The organism is Shewanella yunxiaonensis, assembly GCF_018223345.1.
GTDB classification, from domain to species: domain Bacteria; phylum Pseudomonadota; class Gammaproteobacteria; order Enterobacterales; family Shewanellaceae; genus Shewanella; species Shewanella yunxiaonensis.
The window spans coordinates 2,110,587-2,132,496 of the sequence record NZ_CP073587.1; the positions used below are offsets into that span (position 1 = coordinate 2,110,587).

Annotated in this window: 16 protein-coding genes; 4 read left to right on the forward strand and 12 right to left on the reverse strand. The window is 47.0% G+C overall.

Annotated elements, in window-relative coordinates; all coding sequences use genetic code 11:
• Positions 1 to 71: 71 nt before the first annotated feature.
• From KDN34_RS09680 to KDN34_RS09725, 10 genes are all read right to left on the reverse strand, one after another.
• The gene (locus KDN34_RS09680) at positions 72 to 2,387 is read right to left on the reverse strand and encodes an efflux RND transporter permease subunit (protein WP_212593600.1); all 2,316 of its coding nucleotides are present in this window, start codon (positions 2,385 to 2,387) and stop codon (positions 72 to 74) included.
• A 12-nt stretch (positions 2,388 to 2,399) separates the two neighbouring features.
• The gene (locus KDN34_RS09685; protein WP_212593601.1) at positions 2,400 to 3,419 is read right to left on the reverse strand and encodes a YCF48-related protein; all 1,020 of its coding nucleotides are present in this window, start codon (positions 3,417 to 3,419) and stop codon (positions 2,400 to 2,402) included.
• 44 nt (positions 3,420 to 3,463) lie between these two features.
• Entirely contained in the window at positions 3,464 to 4,825 is a 1,362-nt protein-coding gene (locus tag KDN34_RS09690) for a DUF1329 domain-containing protein (protein WP_212593602.1), read from the reverse strand.
• Positions 4,826 to 4,839: 14 nt separating this feature from the next.
• Positions 4,840 to 6,879: a DUF1302 domain-containing protein gene (locus tag KDN34_RS09695; protein ID WP_212593603.1), complete on the reverse strand. Its 2,040-nt coding sequence runs from the start codon at positions 6,877 to 6,879 to the stop codon at positions 4,840 to 4,842.
• A 494-nt stretch (positions 6,880 to 7,373) separates the two neighbouring features.
• On the reverse strand, positions 7,374 to 7,592 hold the full coding sequence (locus tag KDN34_RS09700; protein ID WP_212593604.1) for a DUF2835 domain-containing protein: 219 nt from the start codon (positions 7,590 to 7,592) through the stop codon (positions 7,374 to 7,376).
• A 25-nt stretch (positions 7,593 to 7,617) separates the two neighbouring features.
• Positions 7,618 to 10,191, reverse strand: coding sequence for an aminopeptidase N (pepN, locus tag KDN34_RS09705; RefSeq protein WP_212593605.1), 2,574 nt, complete (start codon positions 10,189 to 10,191; stop codon positions 7,618 to 7,620).
• A 123-nt stretch (positions 10,192 to 10,314) separates the two neighbouring features.
• On the reverse strand, positions 10,315 to 12,384 hold the full coding sequence (prc, locus tag KDN34_RS09710) for a carboxy terminal-processing peptidase (RefSeq protein ID WP_212593606.1): 2,070 nt from the start codon (positions 12,382 to 12,384) through the stop codon (positions 10,315 to 10,317).
• A gap of 40 nt (positions 12,385 to 12,424) precedes the next feature.
• Complete coding sequence (proQ, locus tag KDN34_RS09715) at positions 12,425 to 13,093, reverse strand: RNA chaperone ProQ (RefSeq protein WP_212593607.1); 669 nt, start codon at positions 13,091 to 13,093, stop codon at positions 12,425 to 12,427.
• 235 nt (positions 13,094 to 13,328) lie between these two features.
• On the reverse strand, positions 13,329 to 13,787 hold the full coding sequence (locus tag KDN34_RS09720; protein WP_212593608.1) for a GAF domain-containing protein: 459 nt from the start codon (positions 13,785 to 13,787) through the stop codon (positions 13,329 to 13,331).
• A gap of 14 nt (positions 13,788 to 13,801) precedes the next feature.
• The gene (locus tag KDN34_RS09725; RefSeq protein WP_212593609.1) at positions 13,802 to 14,083 is read right to left on the reverse strand and encodes a YebG family protein; all 282 of its coding nucleotides are present in this window, start codon (positions 14,081 to 14,083) and stop codon (positions 13,802 to 13,804) included.
• Between the two features lie 210 nt (positions 14,084 to 14,293).
• Here KDN34_RS09725 and KDN34_RS09730 point away from each other — a divergent pair, with 210 nt between their 5' ends.
• From KDN34_RS09730 to KDN34_RS09740, 3 genes are read left to right on the forward strand one after another with little or no spacing between them, the layout of a single operon-like run.
• Positions 14,294 to 14,899 carry a paraquat-inducible protein A gene (locus tag KDN34_RS09730; RefSeq protein ID WP_407695767.1) on the forward strand — a complete coding sequence of 202 codons (606 nt, stop codon included), beginning with the start codon at positions 14,294 to 14,296 and terminating at the stop codon, positions 14,897 to 14,899.
• Positions 14,886 to 15,509, forward strand: a complete 624-nt coding sequence (locus KDN34_RS09735; RefSeq protein WP_212593610.1) for a paraquat-inducible protein A — start codon at positions 14,886 to 14,888, stop codon at positions 15,507 to 15,509. Before KDN34_RS09730 ends, KDN34_RS09735 begins: the two co-directional genes overlap by 14 nt.
• Positions 15,502 to 18,120, forward strand: a complete 2,619-nt coding sequence (locus KDN34_RS09740) for an MlaD family protein (protein WP_212593611.1) — start codon at positions 15,502 to 15,504, stop codon at positions 18,118 to 18,120. Before KDN34_RS09735 ends, KDN34_RS09740 begins: the two co-directional genes overlap by 8 nt.
• Positions 18,121 to 18,179: 59 nt before the next feature.
• On the opposite strand, the gene KDN34_RS09745 is transcribed toward KDN34_RS09740, so the two are convergent.
• The gene (locus tag KDN34_RS09745) at positions 18,180 to 19,406 is read right to left on the reverse strand and encodes a nucleoside recognition domain-containing protein (protein ID WP_212593612.1); all 1,227 of its coding nucleotides are present in this window, start codon (positions 19,404 to 19,406) and stop codon (positions 18,180 to 18,182) included.
• A 70-nt stretch (positions 19,407 to 19,476) separates the two neighbouring features.
• Between KDN34_RS09745 and rsmF the strand changes: the two genes are divergently transcribed.
• Positions 19,477 to 20,892, forward strand: coding sequence for a 16S rRNA (cytosine(1407)-C(5))-methyltransferase RsmF (rsmF, locus tag KDN34_RS09750; protein WP_212593613.1), 1,416 nt, complete (start codon positions 19,477 to 19,479; stop codon positions 20,890 to 20,892).
• Between the two features lie 206 nt (positions 20,893 to 21,098).
• On the opposite strand, the gene KDN34_RS09755 is transcribed toward rsmF, so the two are convergent.
• Positions 21,099 to 21,890, reverse strand: a complete 792-nt coding sequence (locus KDN34_RS09755; RefSeq protein ID WP_212593614.1) for a TatD family hydrolase — start codon at positions 21,888 to 21,890, stop codon at positions 21,099 to 21,101.
• Between the last annotated feature and the right edge of the window lie 20 nt (positions 21,891 to 21,910).

Sequence of the window (21,910 nt, forward strand, 5' to 3'; positions counted from 1 at the left end):
CAAAAACAGTGTTTTGCCCATTTATCTGCTAAAGTTGAAAAACTATTCACGTAAAGCTATTAAACATGCCTTTATTGTTTAGTAAAACTTTTGTGTTTAGGCCAGAAAACGGCGGCCAATGCTGGCAAAATGATAATTGCACCGAGCATATTGACTAAAAACATGAACGTCAGCATTACCCCCATATCCACCTGAAATTTCAGTGCTGAAAAAAACCAGGTACTGACGCCAACGGCTAAGGTCAGTCCAGTAAAAACAACCGCATTCCCCCGTTCACAAAGCGCTTCCAGATAAGCCTGCTGCACCGCCATACCATCACGCAGTTTTTGCGCCATGATTGATAAGATATAAATCCCGTAATCCACACCAATACCCACGCCTAGGGCAATAACCGGTAAGGTACTCACGGTCAGACCAATATTTAACAATGTCATCAGCGCCTGCGCTAATGTGGAAACCACATAGAGTGGAATAATCACTGCCAACGTGGCGCGCAGAGAACGAAAACTCAGCAAACATAAAATGAACACCGCACCATAGACATACAACATCATTGGCATTTGCGCTGACGCTACCGCTTCATTGGTTGCAGCCATGACCCCCACGGGACCGGAGGCCAATCGAAATTTCACCTGTTCGGTATCCAAGGCTGTCGCAAGATGTTTCACTTTATCTATGACAACACCAATGGTTTGAGCCTTGTGATCACGGAGAAACAGATACACCGGCATCACTGAACAATTCCCATCAAGCAAACCACTGGAGGTCGGGATCTGTGAGACTAATTGCGCCAAGCTAGCTGAGTCTCGTGGCAACACTAACCAGCGAGGATTACCTTCGTTAAACCCCGCGTTTACCTGACGGGCGACCGAACTGATACTGGCAGTAAATTCCACTCCCGAGGTATTGCGTGCTAACCACTCAAAATCGTCAATGCGCTGCAACACATCATGGTAAGTACAAGCCTCTGGAAACGCCTCCACAATGACAGTCATCACATCAGTAGTAATCGCAAAGTGATCAGTAATAAAAAAGGTGTCTTGGTTATAGCGAGATGATTCATGCAGCGCCGGCGCCCCGCGTTGCAGATCGCCGATTTTCATCTGGGTTGCCTGGGTCAGCCCTAACCCATAAAGTACCACGGTCACTGCGATAATTACCCAGGCGTAGCGCAACGACGCCAACTTTGCGAAATAGCGCCAGATCGCGGTCGAGCGGGCTTGAGTGGTAGATTTTACCGGTAAATGCACAAATGAGATGACTAAGGGCAGTAACACAAGATTGGTTAAAATTATCACGCCCACGCCCAACGATGCCGAGATCGCCAATTCACGGATAATACCAATGTCGATTGTTAACAGCGTCATAAAGCCGATAGTGTCCGATAGCAATGCCACACCACCAGGCACCAGCAACGCGCGAAATGCTGCCGCTGAAGCCTGCTTACTGCTCATCCCCTGACTGACCCGCTGGCGAACAGCATTGATCATCTGAACCCCATGACTCACACCAATGGCAAATACTAGAAATGGCACCAGGATTGACATGGGATCCAGCCCAAAACCAACCAGTTTGAGTAATCCGAGCTGCCACACTACCGCAACCAGACTGCACGTCAGTGGCAGTATTGTCAGTAATAGTGAGCGACTGAACAGATAAACCATGGCAGCGGTCACCAATAATGCCATGACAAAAAACAGCACGACGCCGCGAGCACCATCCGCAATATCGCCCGCCATTTTCGCAAAACCAATAATGTGGATGCGAATGTGCTCGTTCTGGTATTGGTCACGTAATTGCTTTTCCAGCTCATTGGCAAATGCCAAAGTATCCAGTGGCTCACCGGTTTGCGGATCAAAATCCAGCAGTTGCGCGCTGATCATGGCAGCCGAATAATCACTGGCGACCAGTCGTCCAACAATGCCAGCTTTCTCAATATTTTCGCGAACTTTCTGCAATCCAGCTGGACTGGTATTGAAGTCTGCCGGGATCACCGGACCACCAGAAAATCCGTCTTCTACCACTTCAGTAAAACGCGTAGAGGGAGAATACAGGGATTTGACTTGTGAACGATCAACTCCGGGGATGAAGAACAACTGATCATGCACTTCTTTGAGTGTGTTAAAAAATCGAGGATTGAAGATATCGCCGCCAGCATCCTCCACCGCGACCATAATGGAATTTGCCCCACCAAACTGGGCTTGGTGCTTCAGGTAGGTTTGCATGTATGGGTGCGCTAGTGGAATATTTTTAACAAAAGCGGCATCCATACGTAACAAACTGGCTTGCCAGCCTAATAACCCTGTGCAAAGCACAAAAAACACCACGCCCCATCTCCGGTGTCGAAACAGAAAGCTTTCCAGGCCATTGACCAGTTTTTCCAACATATTCAACACCCGTTATTTTAATGTTATGGGCTGTAACCCTTTAGTACCAGCAAGCCAAAGGTTGCCTGAACGATCTGCCGCCAGTGTCAGCAGATTTTCCCCTTTCAGTTGTTGTTCCAAACTGGCACGATTATCCGCACGAAGCTTTATCAGTACACCACTATTCCCCATCAGCCATAAATGGCCAGCTATCAAGGCCATACCATTGATGGTCGCGCTTTGAGGTAACGCTAATGGTTGCCACTGTTGCAGTGTTAAATCGCTAACAAATACGTTACCGCGCAAACCCGCGACATAGACCCGACCGTTATACTCCTGAGCGGCAAACAAAGACCCCTGATAGTCAAAGGGTAATCGTTGCCAGTGATTGCCAAAATCGTGACTAATCGCCACCAAGCCCATCTCACCAAGCAGTAGTAACCGTCCATCACTCAACGGTAATAAGCGATTAAAATGTGGCAGAATAGAATCTGACTCTTGCTGATAGGCAGCTGGATCATCGGTTTTAAGCTGCAGCAGATATGTCCGATCATCCTCAAGCAGCAACTCATCATGGAACTCGCGACTCCAGTGTTTTCCACCATCACGGGTTCGCAACAATAAACCATAAGCCCCGACTGCGATGCCATTTTTTATATCATTGAAATACATATCAAATAAAGGTCTGGCTAATGCTTCAGAATGATATTGCAGTTGCCAACTAAGGCCACCGTCCCGAGTGTGTAAAATGGAGGCATCATGTCCTACCGCCCAGCCGTTCTGACTATCCAGAAACCGCACCCGCGTCAATAAATTGCGACTGGGTGTTACCACCTGTTGCCAATGATTATCTGACATCAATCGTAGAATATGACCACGTTCACCCACGGCAACCAGCTGCTCGCCAGCGGTGGCGATATCCAATACCAATGATCGTGCCGCTAATGGCTGGATCTGACTGGTTATCACCGATGGCGCGTCCGATGACTGCGCACTGAACGTGGGCACAGACAAAATTGCACAAACGGTACACAACAGCTTGGCGTACTTCATCTATAAACCTTGTGTTATATGGGCGTTATCTGCCCACTGAGTTGTTAGCGAATGCCCTCACGACGCAAAGATGCTGGAGTGAAATTTGCTTCCGTCAACTTAGCGTCAAAGTCATACATGGGTGATTGATTGTCTAATCCAAGAGCCAGATAACGGCGTGACTGTAAGTCGTGATAAACCTCCAACGTGCTCCACAATACGGGCACTTCGTAATAGTTAATGGCGTGCGCCTGCGCTACTCGGTATAGCTGATCGCGGTTGTCATAGAGATCGGCAACAGATATCTGCCACGAGTCTTCATCGAGATAGAACACTCGTGTTTTATATATGTGGCGCATGCCTGCTTTAAGCGTCGCTTTTACCACCCATACCCGATGTTTTTCATAACGCACAACATCGGGATTGATGTGGCCTTTTTTAAGAATGTCACTGTATTGCAGCTTGTCTGAATGCAGACGGTAGTCGTTATAAGGGATCAACAGCTCCTGTTTACCTAACAGTTCCCAGTTATAACGGGATGGAGACCCGTTAAACATATCAAAATCGTCGGTCGTACGCAGACCATCAGAGACTGTTCCCGGTGTGTCAAAAGCGACATTCGGGGCTTTGCGTACGCGGCGCTGCCCAGTGTTATAAGTCCAGGCTTGTCTTGGTTCCTTTTCCTGGTCCATGGTTTCTTTCACCAACAGTGCGGTACCGGCCAAACGTGCGGGCTGGGTGACCACCTGTTTGAAACTGAAGATCAGGTTGTCTTTCCGTAATTGCTCCAGCGTTTCTTCAGGACGCGAATATTCGAAGCGGATCTCCTCCTCCATTTCCACTAAGGTGAAATCGCCAGAGGCCGTAGGAGCGGCCTGACCGCGATGGGTGGTTATATCAACGCCACGAAAACGCAGGATGTGATTCCAGATCGCTTCAAGTCCATTGGCAGGTATTGGGAATGGGATACCTTTGGCCGCACCGTCGACACCATTTCCACCGGCAACCAGCTTGGCAGTAGTGGCATTGGCTCGGGTGGCATCATAGATATATTGCGGAACAGAAGCGGTACGACGCGTCTGATAGACATGCATCTTGAAGCTGTCAGGATAGAGTTCAAATAATTTTTGCTGACCGGGACTTAATAATTCTTTGTATTGCGCAAAATTAGCCTTTGTTATGGTATACAAAGGCTTATCTGCAGCAAAAGGATCTGGATGATGCATGCCTTTCTGATAACTTTTTGGCGGTGTGGTAATGCCACTGTTCCAGGCGGGAATGCTGCCATCTTTACTTCCGGTCATTTCGGCACCTAATGGCGTTAAATCCTTACCGAGCCTTGCCGCATCGAGGTCTGACACTTGCGCCAGTGCGCTATTCCCCAACAACATCATCACTACAGTCGATGCTTGTATAATCGTTTTCATTTTGTCGGTCCTCATTACAATGAGTACTTAATACTGAACGAAATGTAATCACGGTCAGCCATCGCATTGGTAGTTCCCACACCACCAAAGAAATTGTTATAAGACAGTTCCGCGCCCCAACGACTCTGATAATCGAAACTGACACCGAGCGCGACGGACTTACGGCCTTCGGTAAACAGGAATAACGGATCGGGGGTTATCCCATTCACATCATGAGAAAAAATGATCCGTGGAGAAATGTTAATGCCACCGTAAAGATTATTCAGATCAGCTTTTGCCACCAGGCGATAACCCCAGGCAAATGCCGTTGGGAAAGGATTGGTCTCAGGTCCGTCTTGCAACGCTTGAATAATCCCCGTCATCTCGGGATTGCCACCACTGCGACTGGTACCGGGTCCATTCAATCGCAGCTCGTCAAAGCCGGGCATATTACTAATCCAAACGCCGCCTACCTCAGCGAGCATAGTGAGGTTATCGAGCCCCAGGGTTGGACCGAACAGGTGAGTCAGCGTCACCTGTGCTTGAGTGGTATCACGGCGGATATAGCCATCCACCGTTTCTCCGGGAGCGACAGTATCCAGCTGCGAAATCCCATCAAGATCCGGTCGGATGCCAGCATTAGCTAACTGTTGCGGCATCCCCGCAAACAGCAGTTCCACATCATCGATCTGCAACGGCTCATCCTTACGCAAGGCAATTTCACCGGCAACCGAAGTGTCACCGACTAAGGTGTTAAAACTAAAGCCGTAAAGTTTGATATCTTCCGGATAAACGACTTGGGCTTTAGAAAAGCTCTGCAAGCTCAACAACAGTTGTCGATTTATTTGCCCAGCGTTTTGTGCCAGCACGGTTAAATCACTTAATAACGCAGATGTGGTGAAATTAGCCGCCGTACCACTGATAAGGGGACGCCGACTATGGTAATTCATAAAGTAAAAGCCAAATTCGGTTTCACCCAATTCAGGCGCGTAATAACTGGCCTTCAATCCATATTGGCCGCTATCTCTAGGTTTCGCTGCGTCCTGCACGAGTGTCACTTTCGTTGGATAGGCCAGCGCCATCTGCACCAATGTCGCCGTCGGCACAGATGCGCCACTGGCTAACAGATTAGCCAAGTCGCTGTATTCCTGCTCTAAAACGTCGAGATTGATATCAGGATTTGCATTAAACCCTAACTGGGCATTTTGCGAATATCCGCCATACCCGACAAAGTCGTTGGTCGCGAAAATTGACCCTGGCGCAGGCACCCAGATAGGCTCCCAGTCATATTGGTAAAAAGCTTCTACCGACAAATTTTCGGTCACACCTAAAGATGCCCATATCATGCCTTGTGGTCGAAAAGCTTCTTTCAGCTCCGCGCCAGGAACGTAGAGGATGTTCAAATCTACCGGATTAATTTCCGCAATTCCGTGTGAGATCAGCGTACTTTCGCCCCAAGAAACCACCTGTTGCCCTACCCTAATGGCGAGTGGATTAGCACCTTGGTTCAGATCAAAATTCGCATAAACAAAGGCATCTAATAGGCGGATATCCTTACACTGCACTTCACTTGCGCGCTTATCTGCACAGGGATCATATTCTTTGCCAGTTAATGGATTGGTGTAGCCAAAATCGCCGTTATTAAGTTTACGGTCATAAAAATACATTCCACGGACAAATACCCCATAATTGCGATACTTAAGTTGCAGTTCGTGCAATCCTTTGAAAATTTCTGATGTGGTATCACCCTGAGCGTAAAGCAAATTACTCATGTCATTATTGCTGGAATAAGACCCTGGCTGTGCCCAGATCTCAGCGGCGGTATAACGGGTATTACCAAAAGCAGAATAACCACTCCAATCAAATTGCGGGTGGTTGACCTTACCGATTTGGCCATTCCAATCACGATCAGCAACCCGCCAACTAGCGCCAATAGTCCAAGTTGAATCAAATGAACCTTCAATTTCACCCCAATTAAAAGACACGGCTTTAACCGAGGAGATCAGCCCCACATTCAGTGCCGATACCACCCCCAAAGTGACCATCGACATTTTGAACGTTTTTTTAATCGTCATGTTAGCTTCTCCGTCACTGCCAGGTGCGTTGCTTAAAATAAAAATCAACATCTAGTGAACCGACAGATAACATTAGAGTTACAACAATTGGAGCAGCGCCGCAAGCCACAAAATATTAGACTTTTTGGGCACTTATGCGCATTTCAAGTGGTGATTGAGGGGTGAAGTTTTTGAATTTTTATGATGTAAATTGGTCTGACAAATTTAAATCTAATATAACTAAATGATATTTAAAGGCTTAAAATTTAAACTACACAATAATACTTATTATGGTTGTCATTCAAACGTTTTAAGTATTTACTCTATATTATTTATGCCACGCTAAAAAATTTATCCGTCTTCAACTCAAATACTTAATTAAATATGAATTTTTTAAGAAACTTGCTCTGTTAACCGTCTTTTTGTCGTACCTACGATGACGGCTGCAATATTCTTAAGGTATAAAAAAGGCCCCTGAGGAAAAATATCAGGGGCCATTGATTAACGTATTACGTTTAATTGACGCGCTTAATTGATTGGAAATGACCCTGACTATCAATGGTCAATCGGAACTGTCCATGCACTCCCTCTGAAGTCAGGAACTGTCTGAAATGCCGGCCATTGATTTGCAGGATCTTACCATTAACATCACGCACCTGTACGGCTTCTGCAATCCCCTGGTAATACGGCTTAAACTGTTCAAAACTCAGATTTAGACTGAAATAAAAGTCCATCACCAAACCTTAATCTGTAATTCCATCAGTCCTTGAGCGCCTTGCTAACCTTTTCAAACAAATCTTTGGACAACTCAGGCAAGGCCAACAGTTCATGCAAACATTGCTTAATCAATAGCTGACGCACTGGATCAAGTTTGCCGAACTGGATCAACGGCGTAACAATTCTCGCCGCAATCTGTGGATTACTACTGTTCAGCTTTTTGATGATGTCGGTCATAAAACGGTATCCGGCACCATCTGCGCGATGGAACTGGGCAATATTTAGTGCGGCAAAGGCTCCAATTAACGAACGTACGCGGTTAGGATTACTCATACTAAACGCCGGATGTTGCTGGAGTTCGGTGATGCGGTCTAATACTTCTGCTTCATTGATGGTCGCTTGCAGCGAGAACCATTTATCCATCACTAATGGCGTCTGATTCCAGCGCTGTTCAAATGTCGCCAATAGCGTATCACGGCAGTCAGCATTACCTTCAACTGCCGCACTCAGTGCTCCCAGTGCTTCAGTCATATTCGCTGCGAGAGTAAATTGTCTTTCTAGTAGCGATTCATGGCCATCGGTTCCGCGGGCTAGCAAGCTCAACAAAGCGTTTGCAAATGCCCGGCTACCGGCGTTATCGACACCATGCAATTCGCGATAACGCACCAAGGCTTCATCTTCACAGCCTGTCGCAATGGCCTCAAGCACATAGTCACGGGCGCACAGCAGTTTATCCAGATCAACTTGAGAAGCCTGCTCTATTAAGGTCGATGCTGATGGCATTTTCAGAATTTCAGCGGCCAGTGCATGATCCAATGACTCACTCAAGATCACACCACGAAACGCATCAATCACCCGACTATCCAGCACCATGCTCTGCTGCTGTTGCAACCGCTCAACATTGCGCCACACAGCGTGACTGAACAGGGTTACGGAGGCTTCCCAACGCGCGACTTCACTGCGGGCATGAGCCATCAGCACCAATAATTGCTCAATAGAAAAATCATAAGACAACCGGACTGGTGCAGAAAAATCCTGTAGTAATGATGGAATCACCTTACTTTTCAGTCCGCTGAACTCAAAAGTTTGTTCTGCCTGAGTAAAATCGAGGACCTGATTAACCAGTGACTGTCCTTGTGGATCCAACAGCTCGACACTGAAAGGAATATGCAGCGGCAATTTTGACTGCTCGCCCAGACGCTGGGCAGTTTGTTGCCGCAACTGTAAACGGTAAATACCTGTCTCAGCATCAAAACTGTCATGCACGGTGACTTCCGGAGTTCCTGCCTGAGCATACCAACGCCGGAACTGAGTCAGATCTTTACCGCTAGCATCCTGCATTGCTTGCACAAAGTCATCACAGGTCACCGCCTGACCATCATGGCGCGCGAAGTACAGTTTCATGCCAGCCTGAAAGCCACTTTCCCCCAAAAGCGTATGCATCATGCGAATGACTTCAGCGCCTTTGTTATACACGGTGACGGTATAGAAGTTGTTCATTTGAATCACTTCTTCCGGGCGAATGGGATGTGACATTGGGCCAGCATCCTCAGCAAACTGCTGATTTTTTATTACCTTAATCGCATGAATGCGATTTACCGGCCGCGAACCGACATCCGAACTGAATTCCTGATCGCGAAAAACGGTTAAGCCTTCTTTTAAGCTCAACTGAAACCAATCACGGCAAGTCACCCGGTCTCCGGTCCAGTTATGAAAATATTCATGGCCGATAACTGACTCAATCCCATGGAAGTCGTCATCAGTAGCGCTTTCCACATCAGCCAACACGTATTTAGTATTGAATATATTCAGGCCTTTGTTTTCCATCGCCCCCATATTGAAGAAATCTACGGCGACAATCATGTAAATATCGAGGTCATACTCTAGATCAAAACGGCTTTCATCCCATGCCATAGCCTTTTTCAATGATGCCATAGCATGATGTGCTTTATGCAAATTGCCTTTATCAACAAATACCTGCAATTTCACATCACGCCCGCTGCACGTATGAAAACTGTCTTCTAGCAGATCCATATCGCCGGCCACCAAGGCGAACAGATAGCAAGGCTTTGGAAACGGATCCTGCCAGCAGGCATAATGCCAACCATTTTCCAGCGCGCCACTGTCAATGTTATTACCATTACTCAGCAGATACTTAAATGCTTGCGGTGCTTCGATGCGTACGCTGTATTTTGCAAGCACATCCGGACGGTCAAGAAAATAGGTGATACGGCGGAAACCTTCCGCTTCACACTGAGTACAGTACGCGCCATCTGACATATACAATCCTTCAAGCGTCGAGTTGTCTTGAGGATTGATGCGAGTAACCAGTGTCAGTTCAAAATCATCCAGCGCTGTTGCCACCTGTAATTTGCCGGGCAATTGGGTAACTTCAACCGCTTCACCGTTTACTTTAGCGCTCAGCAACTCCAATGCTTCACCATCTAGCACCAATGGCTCATGGTGGTCGCCGTTACGTACAACATGACTAATTGCCGTCACTTCCGTCGCCGTAGGCTGTAACTTAAACGCCAAAGAGAGCTCGGGAATAAGGAATGCGGGTGGACGATAATCGGCCAGGCGTTTGCTGGCGGGTTGATTGACATTCTGAGACATAGTAACTGACCTTGAGTACAAAATGATTTAAAAACAAATACAGGCACTTACACTTTAAATATCCAAGCGCAGTATATATAGAAGAAAAAACGCGCTAGCAGCGCGTTTTTTCTTTAGTAGAAATCAATGAAGCTGTTTGGTGGCGCCTTTTTCGTAGTCCACCATGTCGAGCGTAACATCTACCGCTTCGTTGAGGAAGGTGTCCGGTTCAGCGATTTTCTTCTCTTCCTCACTAACACCATCCTCATCTTCTAGCGATTTCAATGGCTTAAGGCCATGTACCTGACGCCGTTCATTCAATCGGGCTAATGCTTTTGCATCTTCTTGGTCACGGTCTTTCAAACGTTCGCTCTCAACCAGAGACACACTTTTCTCTTTATGATGCTGCTTGAATTCCTTGATATCATCCAGGATATAGCCGAATTCAACACTATTCTTAACGCGCTGCTCATGGCGCTGTTCAAGACTGGCGATCATCGGTTTAGTCACTTCATTTAACGGCTGATAGTCCGCTGGTGGTACCTGATCCCAAGGTAAGGCATTATCTTCTTCAGACTCACCATACTCGCCGGGTTCTAATGCACTTGGGAACGGAATATCTGGCGTAACCCCTTTCCGTTGAGTGCTGCCCCCATTGATACGGTAGAACTTCGCTATAGTATACTGTACATGGCCCAGCGGCTTGTCATACATATCGTAAATACGTTCAAGACCACGGTGTTGCTGCACAGTACCTTTACCAAAGGTAGATTCGCCAACAATCAGCGCACGACCATAATCCTGCAATGCTGCTGCAAAAATCTCTGAGGCTGAGGCGGAGTAACGATCAACTAAGAGCGTTAAAGGCCCGGCGTAATAGGTTTTGCCATCATTGTCACTGTTTTCACTAATCCGACCGTTAGCGTCGCGGATCTGCACCACTGGACCTTGATCAATAAATAATCCGGTCATCAGGGTCGCTTCAGTCAGCGCTCCACCACCATTGCCGCGCAGGTCAATGACAATGCCTTCTACATTATCAGCCTTCAATTTTTGCAATTCATTGGCGACATCGTTGGACAAATTCATGTAGAAGCCAGGAACAGTAATGACACCTATCTTACGATGGGCATAAGGACCGGTTTCAGGCTCAATGACTTTTGACGCTGCTGCACGATCTTCCAAACGGATTTTATCGCGTGTCACGGTGACCAAAAATGGCTTGGCATTCGAGCCTCCTTTCTTCGGCAACACCTGTAAAGTGACTTTGCTGCCTTTAGGCCCTTTAATCAGCTCTACCACATCGTCAAGACGCCAACCAATCACATCAACAATTTCGCCATTATCCTGGCCGACACCGACAATCTTATCGTCAACGGCTAACTTACCACTCAGAGCAGCTGGGCCTCCGGCGACAAGACTTTTAATAATGGTATAATCGTCTTCCATCTGTAATACAGCACCGATACCTTCAAGGCTGAGATTCATTTCCATCTCAAAGCGTTCGGCATTACGTGGTGACAGATAGCTTGTATGCGGTTCGATAGAACGGGCAAAAGCGTTCATCACCCCCTGGAAAACATCTTCGCTGTTGGTCTGCTTCATCCGTTTGATGGCATTGTTATAACGTTTGCCAAGAATATCGACTGTCTCAGGCCAGGTTTTGCCGGTTAACTTGAGACTCAACGCATCATATTTAACACGTTCACGCCATAACTCATTCAGTTCAGATTCTGTTGTCGCCCATGGTGCGTCTTTGCGATCAAACACATATTTGTCACCAGGTACATCAAAATTCATCGGTTTATCTTTATCGAGTAAACTCAGCGCGTAGGCAAAACGTTCATAACTACGTTGCTGCACCAGATGAAACATCTTGTATGCGGGTTCTAATTCGCCACTTTTTATCATGTCATCAAATTGGGTGGCGTATGGCTGCATACTGTCTACATCACTCTGCAACAGTATGTTGCGACGATAATCCAGCTGCTCTAAAAAACGATTAAAGATCTTTTTTGAAAAGGCATCGTCAAGTTCGATACGATGGTAATGGGAACGAGTAAACAGTCCAGCCACACGCTTGCTGGTAACCTGATGTTGTGGTTCCTGATGTAAATCGGGCAACTCGCTGACAGGAATTGTCGGTGATATAGCAAACGCCGGGGTTCCCAACAGCATACTGACCAGTGACGCTGCTATAATAATCTTTCGCATCAGCAAGTTACTCCTTTATCTTTACTTGGTTTTGGGCACACTACAGCAGTATATGCTCTGCGTGTACCTTGACAGTCAAACCTGAATCCAGCTGAACATGAACATCTTCTTTATTAATGTTCTGAATGACGCCACTCACCGGGTTAACACCCAGTTTGACATTCACTCGCTGTCCTGGGTTCAACTTTGACAGTGTAGCTGGTGCAAGTTTAACCGCAGGCTGGGCAGCCTGGGGGCGTGGAGCAGACTTGGGAATAGCGACTTTTTTGCTATCCGCATGCGGTTTACGACGCATCTTAGCTTTCGCTGGTCGAGCAGCTTTGTCTTCCTCGGCCGCCACCTTACCTTCTGCTTTTGCGGTTTCAACACGTTTGGCTTTCGCTTTTTCCTGACTCTCTTTTAGAGTAGCCCGGGCGTGCTCAACATGTTCAGCTTCCAATTCTCCGCAGGGATTACCATCCAGATCTACCCGCTGCGCACCTTCCTTGAGAGACTTCAGATAACGCCAACTATTGGTATAACGCCGCAGGGCAACACGTAGTTGGGTTTTACTGACTCTGGAATCGTTGGCCAACCTTTCTGCCAAATCCTGAAACAGCCCGATTTTAAGTGGTTTGGCTTCACCTTCAGCAATAAAACATAAAGGAAAGGTTTCATACAAATACGCCAGAATGGCATTGGTGTCGGTCAACTTTTCTGTTGATTCCATATTACTTCCACGAATTACAGGGGACTCAGGCATCGCTGGGCCTGGTCGTTAGTTCTTTTTATCCCGGAGGACAACCTACAAATTAGCACGCCTTCAGCATTTACCAAAGGGGTGGTTAACCTTAACAATTGTAATGCGTTATTGCCAAGATGATTAACCTTCGTGCATTTAAGCGGCCTATTATAAGCCGCGGCGCACCGAATGCGACTATCAAATGCACAAAATCGCACGGCTTTTAAGCAAACAAGCAACTTTCGAAGGTCTTTACCAACATTTCCAAGCCCTGTTGATCGTCTTTATCAAACCGAGCGAACAAGGGGCTATCAATATCCAGTACCGCCACAACCTGTTGGTCACTTCTAACCGGCACCACAATTTCAGAATTACTGGCGGAATCACATGCGATATGGCCAGCGAATTGATGAACATCAGCCACCAACTGAGTAATGTCTGTTGCCGCCGCAGTTCCACAGACCCCTTTTCCCAATGGGATCCGAGTACACGCCACTTTACCTTGAAATGGGCCCAGGACTAATTGGTCGCCTTTCATAAGATAAAAACCGACCCAGTTAAGGTCGTTCAGGTGTTCATTGAGTAATGCGGAAAAGTTGGCCATACCGGCGATTAAATCGGTTTCGCCTTCAAGTAGCGCGGCCGCTTGTCGGTTAAGCGTGTCGTAAAACTGCGGTTTCATGCAACATTCCTGAATTAAACATCATCAACTTTCTTTTTCGGTGTTTTGGCCACAGGGTCAGTTTTGACCGGAGCGCCTTTAAGTAACGAAGCCAGCGTATCTTTATTGGCTGCCATATAAAAAGCAAGTTTTTCTGCCGCTGTATCATCAATTGTTGCTTCACTGGCCTGAATAAAGGGTAACAGATTATCTGCAATGTCGAGCATCCTGTCATAAGCATCAGCTTCCTTCTTGGAAGTAAACGTCATCTTTTCCACCCCTTCTCTGACCACAACAAACTGGGTAATTACCGCCATGATCTTCCTCACACTGTGTAAATATACAGTACCAATCGTGACATAATTTCATCCACAGATGCAAGAAGTTCTCGGTATCTGCTAACATCCCGACAGTACCCTTTGTACAGACAACTAATTAAGTTCTCCATTATGCGCATGGACACTAGGGGGAATGACGATTCCCCGTCCCATTATAATCGCAATTCTGCCTCACCTAATTGTGCGCTTGTGCTTTGCCGTGCCTGTGATTTGGCCGTAAGCCGCCGTGCACTACCCTCTGGCGTGCGCGCGATATGCCCGCGTTGTAAGACACCACTTTACGATACGCCTTACTGTGCGATTGATGGGGTGTTGGCAATGTGTATTGCGGCGTTGATTCTCTACATTCCCGCCATGCTATTGCCAGTACTAGAGATGCATTTTATTGGCAGTGTCCGCACCACTACCGTGTGGCAAGGCGCCTTAGCTGTTGCCGATCAAGGCTATTGGGTAGTGGGGCTCGCCGTGTTGATTGGCGCGGTAGTCGGGCCTGGATTATTGATCACCTCAATATTCGCACAAATGCTGATTATCAAAACTCACTATTACCGTCGGCCGAGTGGCCGTCGAATACTGGTAGTGTTATTGCGCTATCACAAGCTGTTATCCCAGCTGTCGATGCTAGAAATCTATGTTATTAGTTTTCTCGTGACTTCATTCCAACTGTCTGATTTTGCAGATGTCTATTTTGGTATGGGCACATTCTGCTTTACTATGTTGTTCTTGATCGTGCTGTTTATGTTAAGGGAATACAAGTTGGAGCACATGTGGGGTTATCTGAATGAATTCGAATAACAACATTCAAGGCAAAGATATTGGCTTATGTAGCTGTCACGATTGTGGGCAACTTAACAATGCTGCTGAAAGTTATTGTTTGCGCTGTGGTGCCAAATTGCAGTTGCGTGACTTCAGTAGTTTGCAACGTAGTTGGGCACTCTTGATCACTGCGGCCATCTTGTTAATTCCGGCTAATGTATATCCCATTACAACACTCACGAAAAGTGGGCGGGTTACTCATGACACCATTTTTTCTGGGATCCTGCGACTGGTCCATTCAGATATGCTGCCGATCGCGATTATCGTGTTCACGGCCAGTATTCTGGTACCTTGGTTGAAAATTATTGGCCTCGGTATCTATTTGTCAGCCATCAGTTTTAATCTCAAATTTTCCAAAACCAAACTGATGGTGGGATTTCACTTAATTGAATGGATTGGCCGTTGGTCAATGCTCGATCTGTTTGTTATTTCGTTAACTGTCGCACTGGTGAATATGGGCCAGATACTCGATGCTAAGCCTGCGCCTGCTGCGACAGCGTTTGCGCTAGTTATTTTGTTTACTCAGGTGTCCGCAAAAGTGCTGGATACTCGTCTGCTATGGGATCAGCTGGAAAAGCAAGATGAATGAATTTGAACAACCCCAAGTGGTGCGAAAAAAACTATTTTCCCCAGTATGGCTGCTGCCGTTAATTGCGTTGGCACTGGGAGCCTGGCTAGGTATTAAAAGTATTCGCGAATCAGGTATTGATGTGCGCATCCATTTCCCCAGCGCCACAGGTATTGATATCGGCAAAACACTGGTGCGTTATCAAGGCCTGAATGTGGGCAAAGTGGTGGACGTATCCATTGATGACGAACTGAAAGGCGTTAACGTCGATCTGTTGATGGATTACCGAGCACAACCGCTACTCAGAGACAACAGTAAATTCTGGTTGGTAACCCCCAAAGCCTCCATCACCGGGGTGGAAGGACTGGATGCTTTGTTTTCAGGGAACTATATCGGTTTATTACCCGGCGATGGTGACTTTCGAGATCATTTTGAAGCTGCGCAGGAAGCCCCCCCCGTTTTGCCAGGCAACGATGGCCTGGTGGTGGAATTAAGTGCAGAAAAGTTAGGCTCATTAGATGTGGGCTCACCCGTATTCTATCGGCAGATCCCGGTGGGTGAAGTGGTGAGTTATCGCCTTGACCCACAACATAAAGTATTACTGAAAGCCTATATCCAGAAGCAATATGCATCACTGGTTCGTAAAGATTCGCACTTCTGGAACGTTTCTGGCGTTCAAATTGATGCGTCTTTATCCGGTATCAAGGTGAATACTGCAAGCCTGGCATCATTGATTGCGGGTGGGATCAACTTCAGTTCACCAACGAATTCACCTGAAGCAGAAGCGAATCAAGGCTACAAACTGTATGCGAGTCAACAAGAAGCCAATGGTGGTGTCCGCTTCGTGCTGACGGCCACCGATGCTGATGGGATAAAACGCGGGACAGATATTGTCTACCGCGGCGTCATGGTGGGCGAAGTTGAAAACGTAGTTGCCGATAAAAATACCGTGGCCATCCATACGCGTCTGGATGCTCCCTACTCCGAATTATTAGGTAGTGACGCCCAATTCTGGCGCGAAGGCGCAGATATCTCGTTGAGTGGCATCAAACATGCCGGTCGGTTAGTGAGCGGCGATATCATTCAGTTTTTGCCGGGGAGTGGCAGTCCGAAAGATCATTACTCTTTGGCAAGTAGCGCACCTAAAATCGATAGCGATAGACCAATACAGCTGACGCTGACCGCAAGCGAAAACCCCGGCGTCAGTCGTGGCGCAGAAATTCGCTATCGACAAGTGAAAATTGGTGAAATAACTGAAGTACGGTTAGCGGACGATTTTAATGCCGTGCTATATCGCGCCGAGATCTTACCTGAGTTTAAGTCGCTGTTAAGCAAAGGCAGCGATTTTATTGCTGAAGCCGCCTTAGACTTCCAAGCGTCACTTGATGGTGTTCAATTAAAAAGTGGCGATCTGACCACATTGACAAAAGGTGCGGTCAGTTTACATCGTAGCGCCAGTAAAAAGGCGTTAGATTTGACAAAAGCGATCCCGCTATTTGCATCGACATCAACCGCCAATGATTACTATCGGCAAGGACAAAAGATTAAATGGACGCTTTATAGTGATAATGCAGCGTCTGTCGCCAGTGGCTCACCGATCTATTACAAAAAAATGCAAATAGGATCGGTATCAGCGGTTGACTGGCAGGCCAAAACTGACCGTTTTGCCATAACGTTGGCGGTGGACAGTACCTTCGCACCACTGCTAAAAAGTCACGTCGTCTTCTGGCAGAATGCCGCCCTCTCTGTTGATGCCAGCTTAAGCGGTATCAAAATGGAAATGGCGCCTTTAAAAGGCGTTATCAAAGGCAGTATCTCGCTGGCGAAAATTGACGCTGACGATGTTGATAGCCAACAACTTTACGCCTCAGAAAGCTTGGCGGTGAATCAAGCACAAGCGATTAGCTTGATACTGCCTACTGAAGCCGCACTCAAATCTGGTGCAGCCATCCGATATCAAGGTATGCAAATTGGTGAAGTCACACAAGTTGTGCTTGATGCCAATCTGCAAAATCTGTCAGCCACAGCCTATCTCTATGGCCGTTACGCTAACGCGTTTATGCGAACTGATAGCAAGTATCTGCTACAACAAGCGCAAGTGTCTCTAAAAGGTATTGAACACCCAGAAGCCTTGCTCACCGGTGATTTTATTTCAGCAATGCCCGGACATAGTGACACGCCGAGTACCCGCTTTACCGTGCCGTTAAATAATGACAATTATGCTGCAGCTGATGCATTGCATATTCAACTGACTCGCCCGTCACTGGGGTCAGTAAAATCCGGGACAGGAATTTTCTTCCGTGGGGTGCAGATTGGTGTAATTACGGGCTTTCAGTTAACAACGGGGGGTGACGGAGTACTACTTAACGCCAGTATTGCTGCGCGTTACCGTCATTTGCTGAATCAAAGCAGTAAGTTTTATGACCTTTCCGGAATTAAAGTCGATGTAGGGCTATTCTCCGGGGCGCAGATCGAAACCGGCTCATTGGAAACTATTCTTGCAGGTGGGATCGGTGTGGTAACGGAGCAGAGTAATCAACAATCAGCCCCCTTGGACAACCGCACTGTCATGCCGATCTTTGCTAAAGCGGAAACCAGTTGGTTACAGTGGCAGCCGAAACTCGATAACTAGCCATAGTCATCGACTGAAAAAGGCGTCAATAGACGCCTTTTTCATATCCAATACTCACCCTACCCATAAAACCAATAACATACGATTATTGCGCTGACTATCCCCGCAAAATCCGCCAATAAGCCACAGGCTAAGGCATATCGGCCGTTGCGTATGCCCACCGAACCAAAATACACGGCCAGCACATAGAAAGTCGTTTCTGTACTGCCCTGAAACACCGAAGCTAGGCGCCCGGCAAAAGAATCCACACCATAATGTGACATCGTTTCCAACATCATCGCTCTGGCGCCGGAACCACTGAGAGGTTTCATTAATGCGGTAGGTAAAGCATCAACGAATCGACTATCGAACCCCAACATATTAACCAAGCCCGAGATGCCATTCAGTAAATAATCCAAGGCACCAGACGCCCTTAACATTGCGATAGCCAATAACATTGCTAACAAGTATGGAATAAGCTGTATCGCCTGTTCAAAGCCAGACTTGGCTCCTTCAATAAATTCATCGTAAACCGCCACTTTACGAATAACAGCAATCAACACAAATGAAAAAACCAAGAGCAGCAATACACCGTTACCAACGACTGTTGATACGCTGCCAATGCGCTCAGCATCTTGATGCAATAACCAGCCAACAACCGCACCTAAAGTACCCAATATCACCGCTGCGTAGGCTGCGACGGTCAAGTTCCACAACGGTAAACGTTGTACTAGCGCCACGGCCAATAATCCCGCCAATGAAGATCCTAATGTGGCCAACAAAATCGGCAAAAATACTTCCGCTGGCGCAGCCGCCCCCTGTTGTGCCCGATATAAAAAGATAGTCACCGGAATTAAGGTCACCGATGAGGTATTGAGTACCAGAAACAGAATTTGAGCGTTGCTGGCGATGCTTTTAGTAGGATTAAGGCGCTGGAGATCATGCATTGCTTTTAGACCCAGAGGGGTTGCGGCAATATCGAGTCCCAGCATATTGGCGGTAAGATTCATGGTGACACTGCCAAATGCCGGGTGTCCTTTGGGAACCTCTGGCATCAATTTACGCAGTAATGGTTCCACCATCCAGGCAATTGCGCTAACCACGCCGGCTTTCTCGCCCACCCGCATCAGTCCCATCCACAACGTCAACACGCCTATCAGGCCAATGGCAATATTGGCCGCTAACTTGGCACTTTCAAACATAGCGGCGACGGCGGTACTAACAACTTCCGTATGTCCAGTGAGACATTGCATGGCTAGCGCCGCTGCGGCAATTATAAAAAACAGGCTCCAGACCCGATTCAGCACAAAACCACCCCAAATTTACTTATTCTGCGTGTTATACTTCCGCGCAAAAAGAAAGATTGCTTTTAGTGTTATGGTTCAATTAAATCAAAATTTTATCAACAATATCGCGCAAGAATTGCCATCACAGCTTTCTCTTGAAGAGTTTATTGCATTCTGTGACAAACCTCTGCGCCCGTCGCTTCGAGTCAATACGCTTAAAATCGACAGCGCTAGTTTGCTTGAGCGCATGCAGGCAAAAGGCTGGCAATTCGAACAAATTCCGTGGTGTCCCGACGGCTTTTGGTACCAGGCGCCTGACAGTGTCCAGGCTGGCAATACCGTAGAATATCTGCAAGGTTTATTTTATGTGCAGGAAGCCAGTTCAATGCTGCCGCCTATGGCACTGTTATACGATACGCACCTATCCACCGTGCTGGATATGGCATCGGCGCCAGGTTCTAAAACAACCCAGATTGCGGCAATGATGCACAATGAGGGCACGCTAGTCGCCAACGAATACTCTGCCAGTCGTATTAAAGCATTACATTTCAATATTCAACGCATGGGTGTAAGTAATGCGGTAATGACACATTTCGATGCCCGAGTTTTCGGCGAATCACTGTATGAAACCTTTGATGCCATTTTGCTTGACGCCCCCTGCAGTGGCGAAGGCACGGTTCGAAAAGACCCGCAAGCACTGAAAAACTGGGATGCCAGTGAAATAGATATCATTGCCGCCACCCAAAGAGACCTAATTGAATCGGCCTTTCTGGCATTAAAACCCGGCGGGGTGCTGGTGTACTCCACCTGCACACTTAATAAAACCGAAAATCATGGTGTTTGTCACCATCTGAAACAGCAATTCGGGGATGCGGTTATATTTGAATCATTGATAGACCTGTTCCGTGGTGCTGACCAGACAGTCACCGACGAAGGTTTTTTGCACGTCTGGCCACAGGTTTATGACAGTGAAGGATTTTTTGTCGCAAGAATACGGAAAGCCACCTCTGTCCCACGCCAGTTACCAGCGCCGCAAACACGCGCAAATTTCCCGTTCCAGCCAGTCTCGACCAAACAGTATCAGTTGCTAATGGCCACAATAAACCCAATTATTGGTGTTGAATTACCCAAAACGAGGATATGGGTAAGAGACGATGAATTTTGGCTGTTCCCTGAGGGATTTGCTGAACTTATTGGCAAACTGCGCTACCAACGCATCGGGGTCAGACTGGCAACGGCTGAAAAACACGGCATCAAACTGCAACATGAGGCGGTAATGGCGCTAACTGTGGTCCCCAAACTGGCATTGTCTGTCGATGAAACACAAGCAGAACAGTACATGATGGGCAGAGATATTATGCTGAGCGTGCCGGAAAAGGCCCAAGGTGAACGCGTTTTGGTCTGGCAACAACAAGTGTTAGGAATGGTAAAACACCTAGGAAATAGATTGAAAAATCAGCTACCTAGAAATTTAGTGCGCGATAATATCAGCAATAATGAAGCGTAGTGCCACCACCTTATTATTCATTTTAGATATTAGTTATAACTAAAAAAACTATTAATAACGCAGCATTTGCCAGTGGATTTAACATCATAGGCTAAAATTCAAGCAGAGATCGCAATCCTGTCATATCTCAACTTAAGCGCACGGCTCGTCAAGAGCCATTCCCCTGGGCCCAAAACAATAGGAATAGTTTTGGGCCTTTTTTTCGGTTAAATTCTACCCGCTAATGCTGCCGCATCACGAAATAACCTGAAAAAGTTGTCAGTCGTATATGCGGCTAACTCGTCCAAGGGTTCTTGCCGCAAGTCCGCAACAAACTGCGCAACATCACGCACAAATGCTGGCTGATTCTCCTTTCCCCGATGAGGTATTGGCGCTAAATAAGGCGAATCTGTTTCCACCAGTAGTCGTTCTTTAGGGATCTGCTTAATCACGCTACGCAGTGCATCAGCATTTCGAAACGTTACAATACCGGAAACCGAAATGTAAAAGCCGAGCGCCATTGCAGCCTGAGCCATTTCCAGTGATTCAGTGAAACAATGCAAGACACCGCCACATTTCTCTGCGTGACCATTTCGCAAAATAGCCATGGTATCTTCTTGCGCATCTCGGGTATGGATGATCAATGGTTTATTTATTTCAGTTGCCACTGCCACCTGCTGTTCAAAACATTGCTGCTGCACTGTTTTACTGTCTGGGGCATAAAAGTAATCCAATCCCGTCTCACCAATCGCCACTACGCGGGGATCAGCAGCATGTTGCTTCAGTTGCTCAATCGATAAGCCCGCTTCGACATCTAATGGGTGTACTCCGGCAGACAAAAATACCTGTGAATGAGTAGCCATTTTGTCTCGCATTGACGGAAAGTCCTGCTGGCGTACGTTGACGCAGAGAAACCAATCCACTCCACGAACTTTGGCATCATTGATAATTTGTTGGAGAGAGTCTTGATCCGGTGCAGCTTTCAAGCGATCAAGATGACAATGGGAATCGACTAACACAAACAAGCCCTGAGGAAATT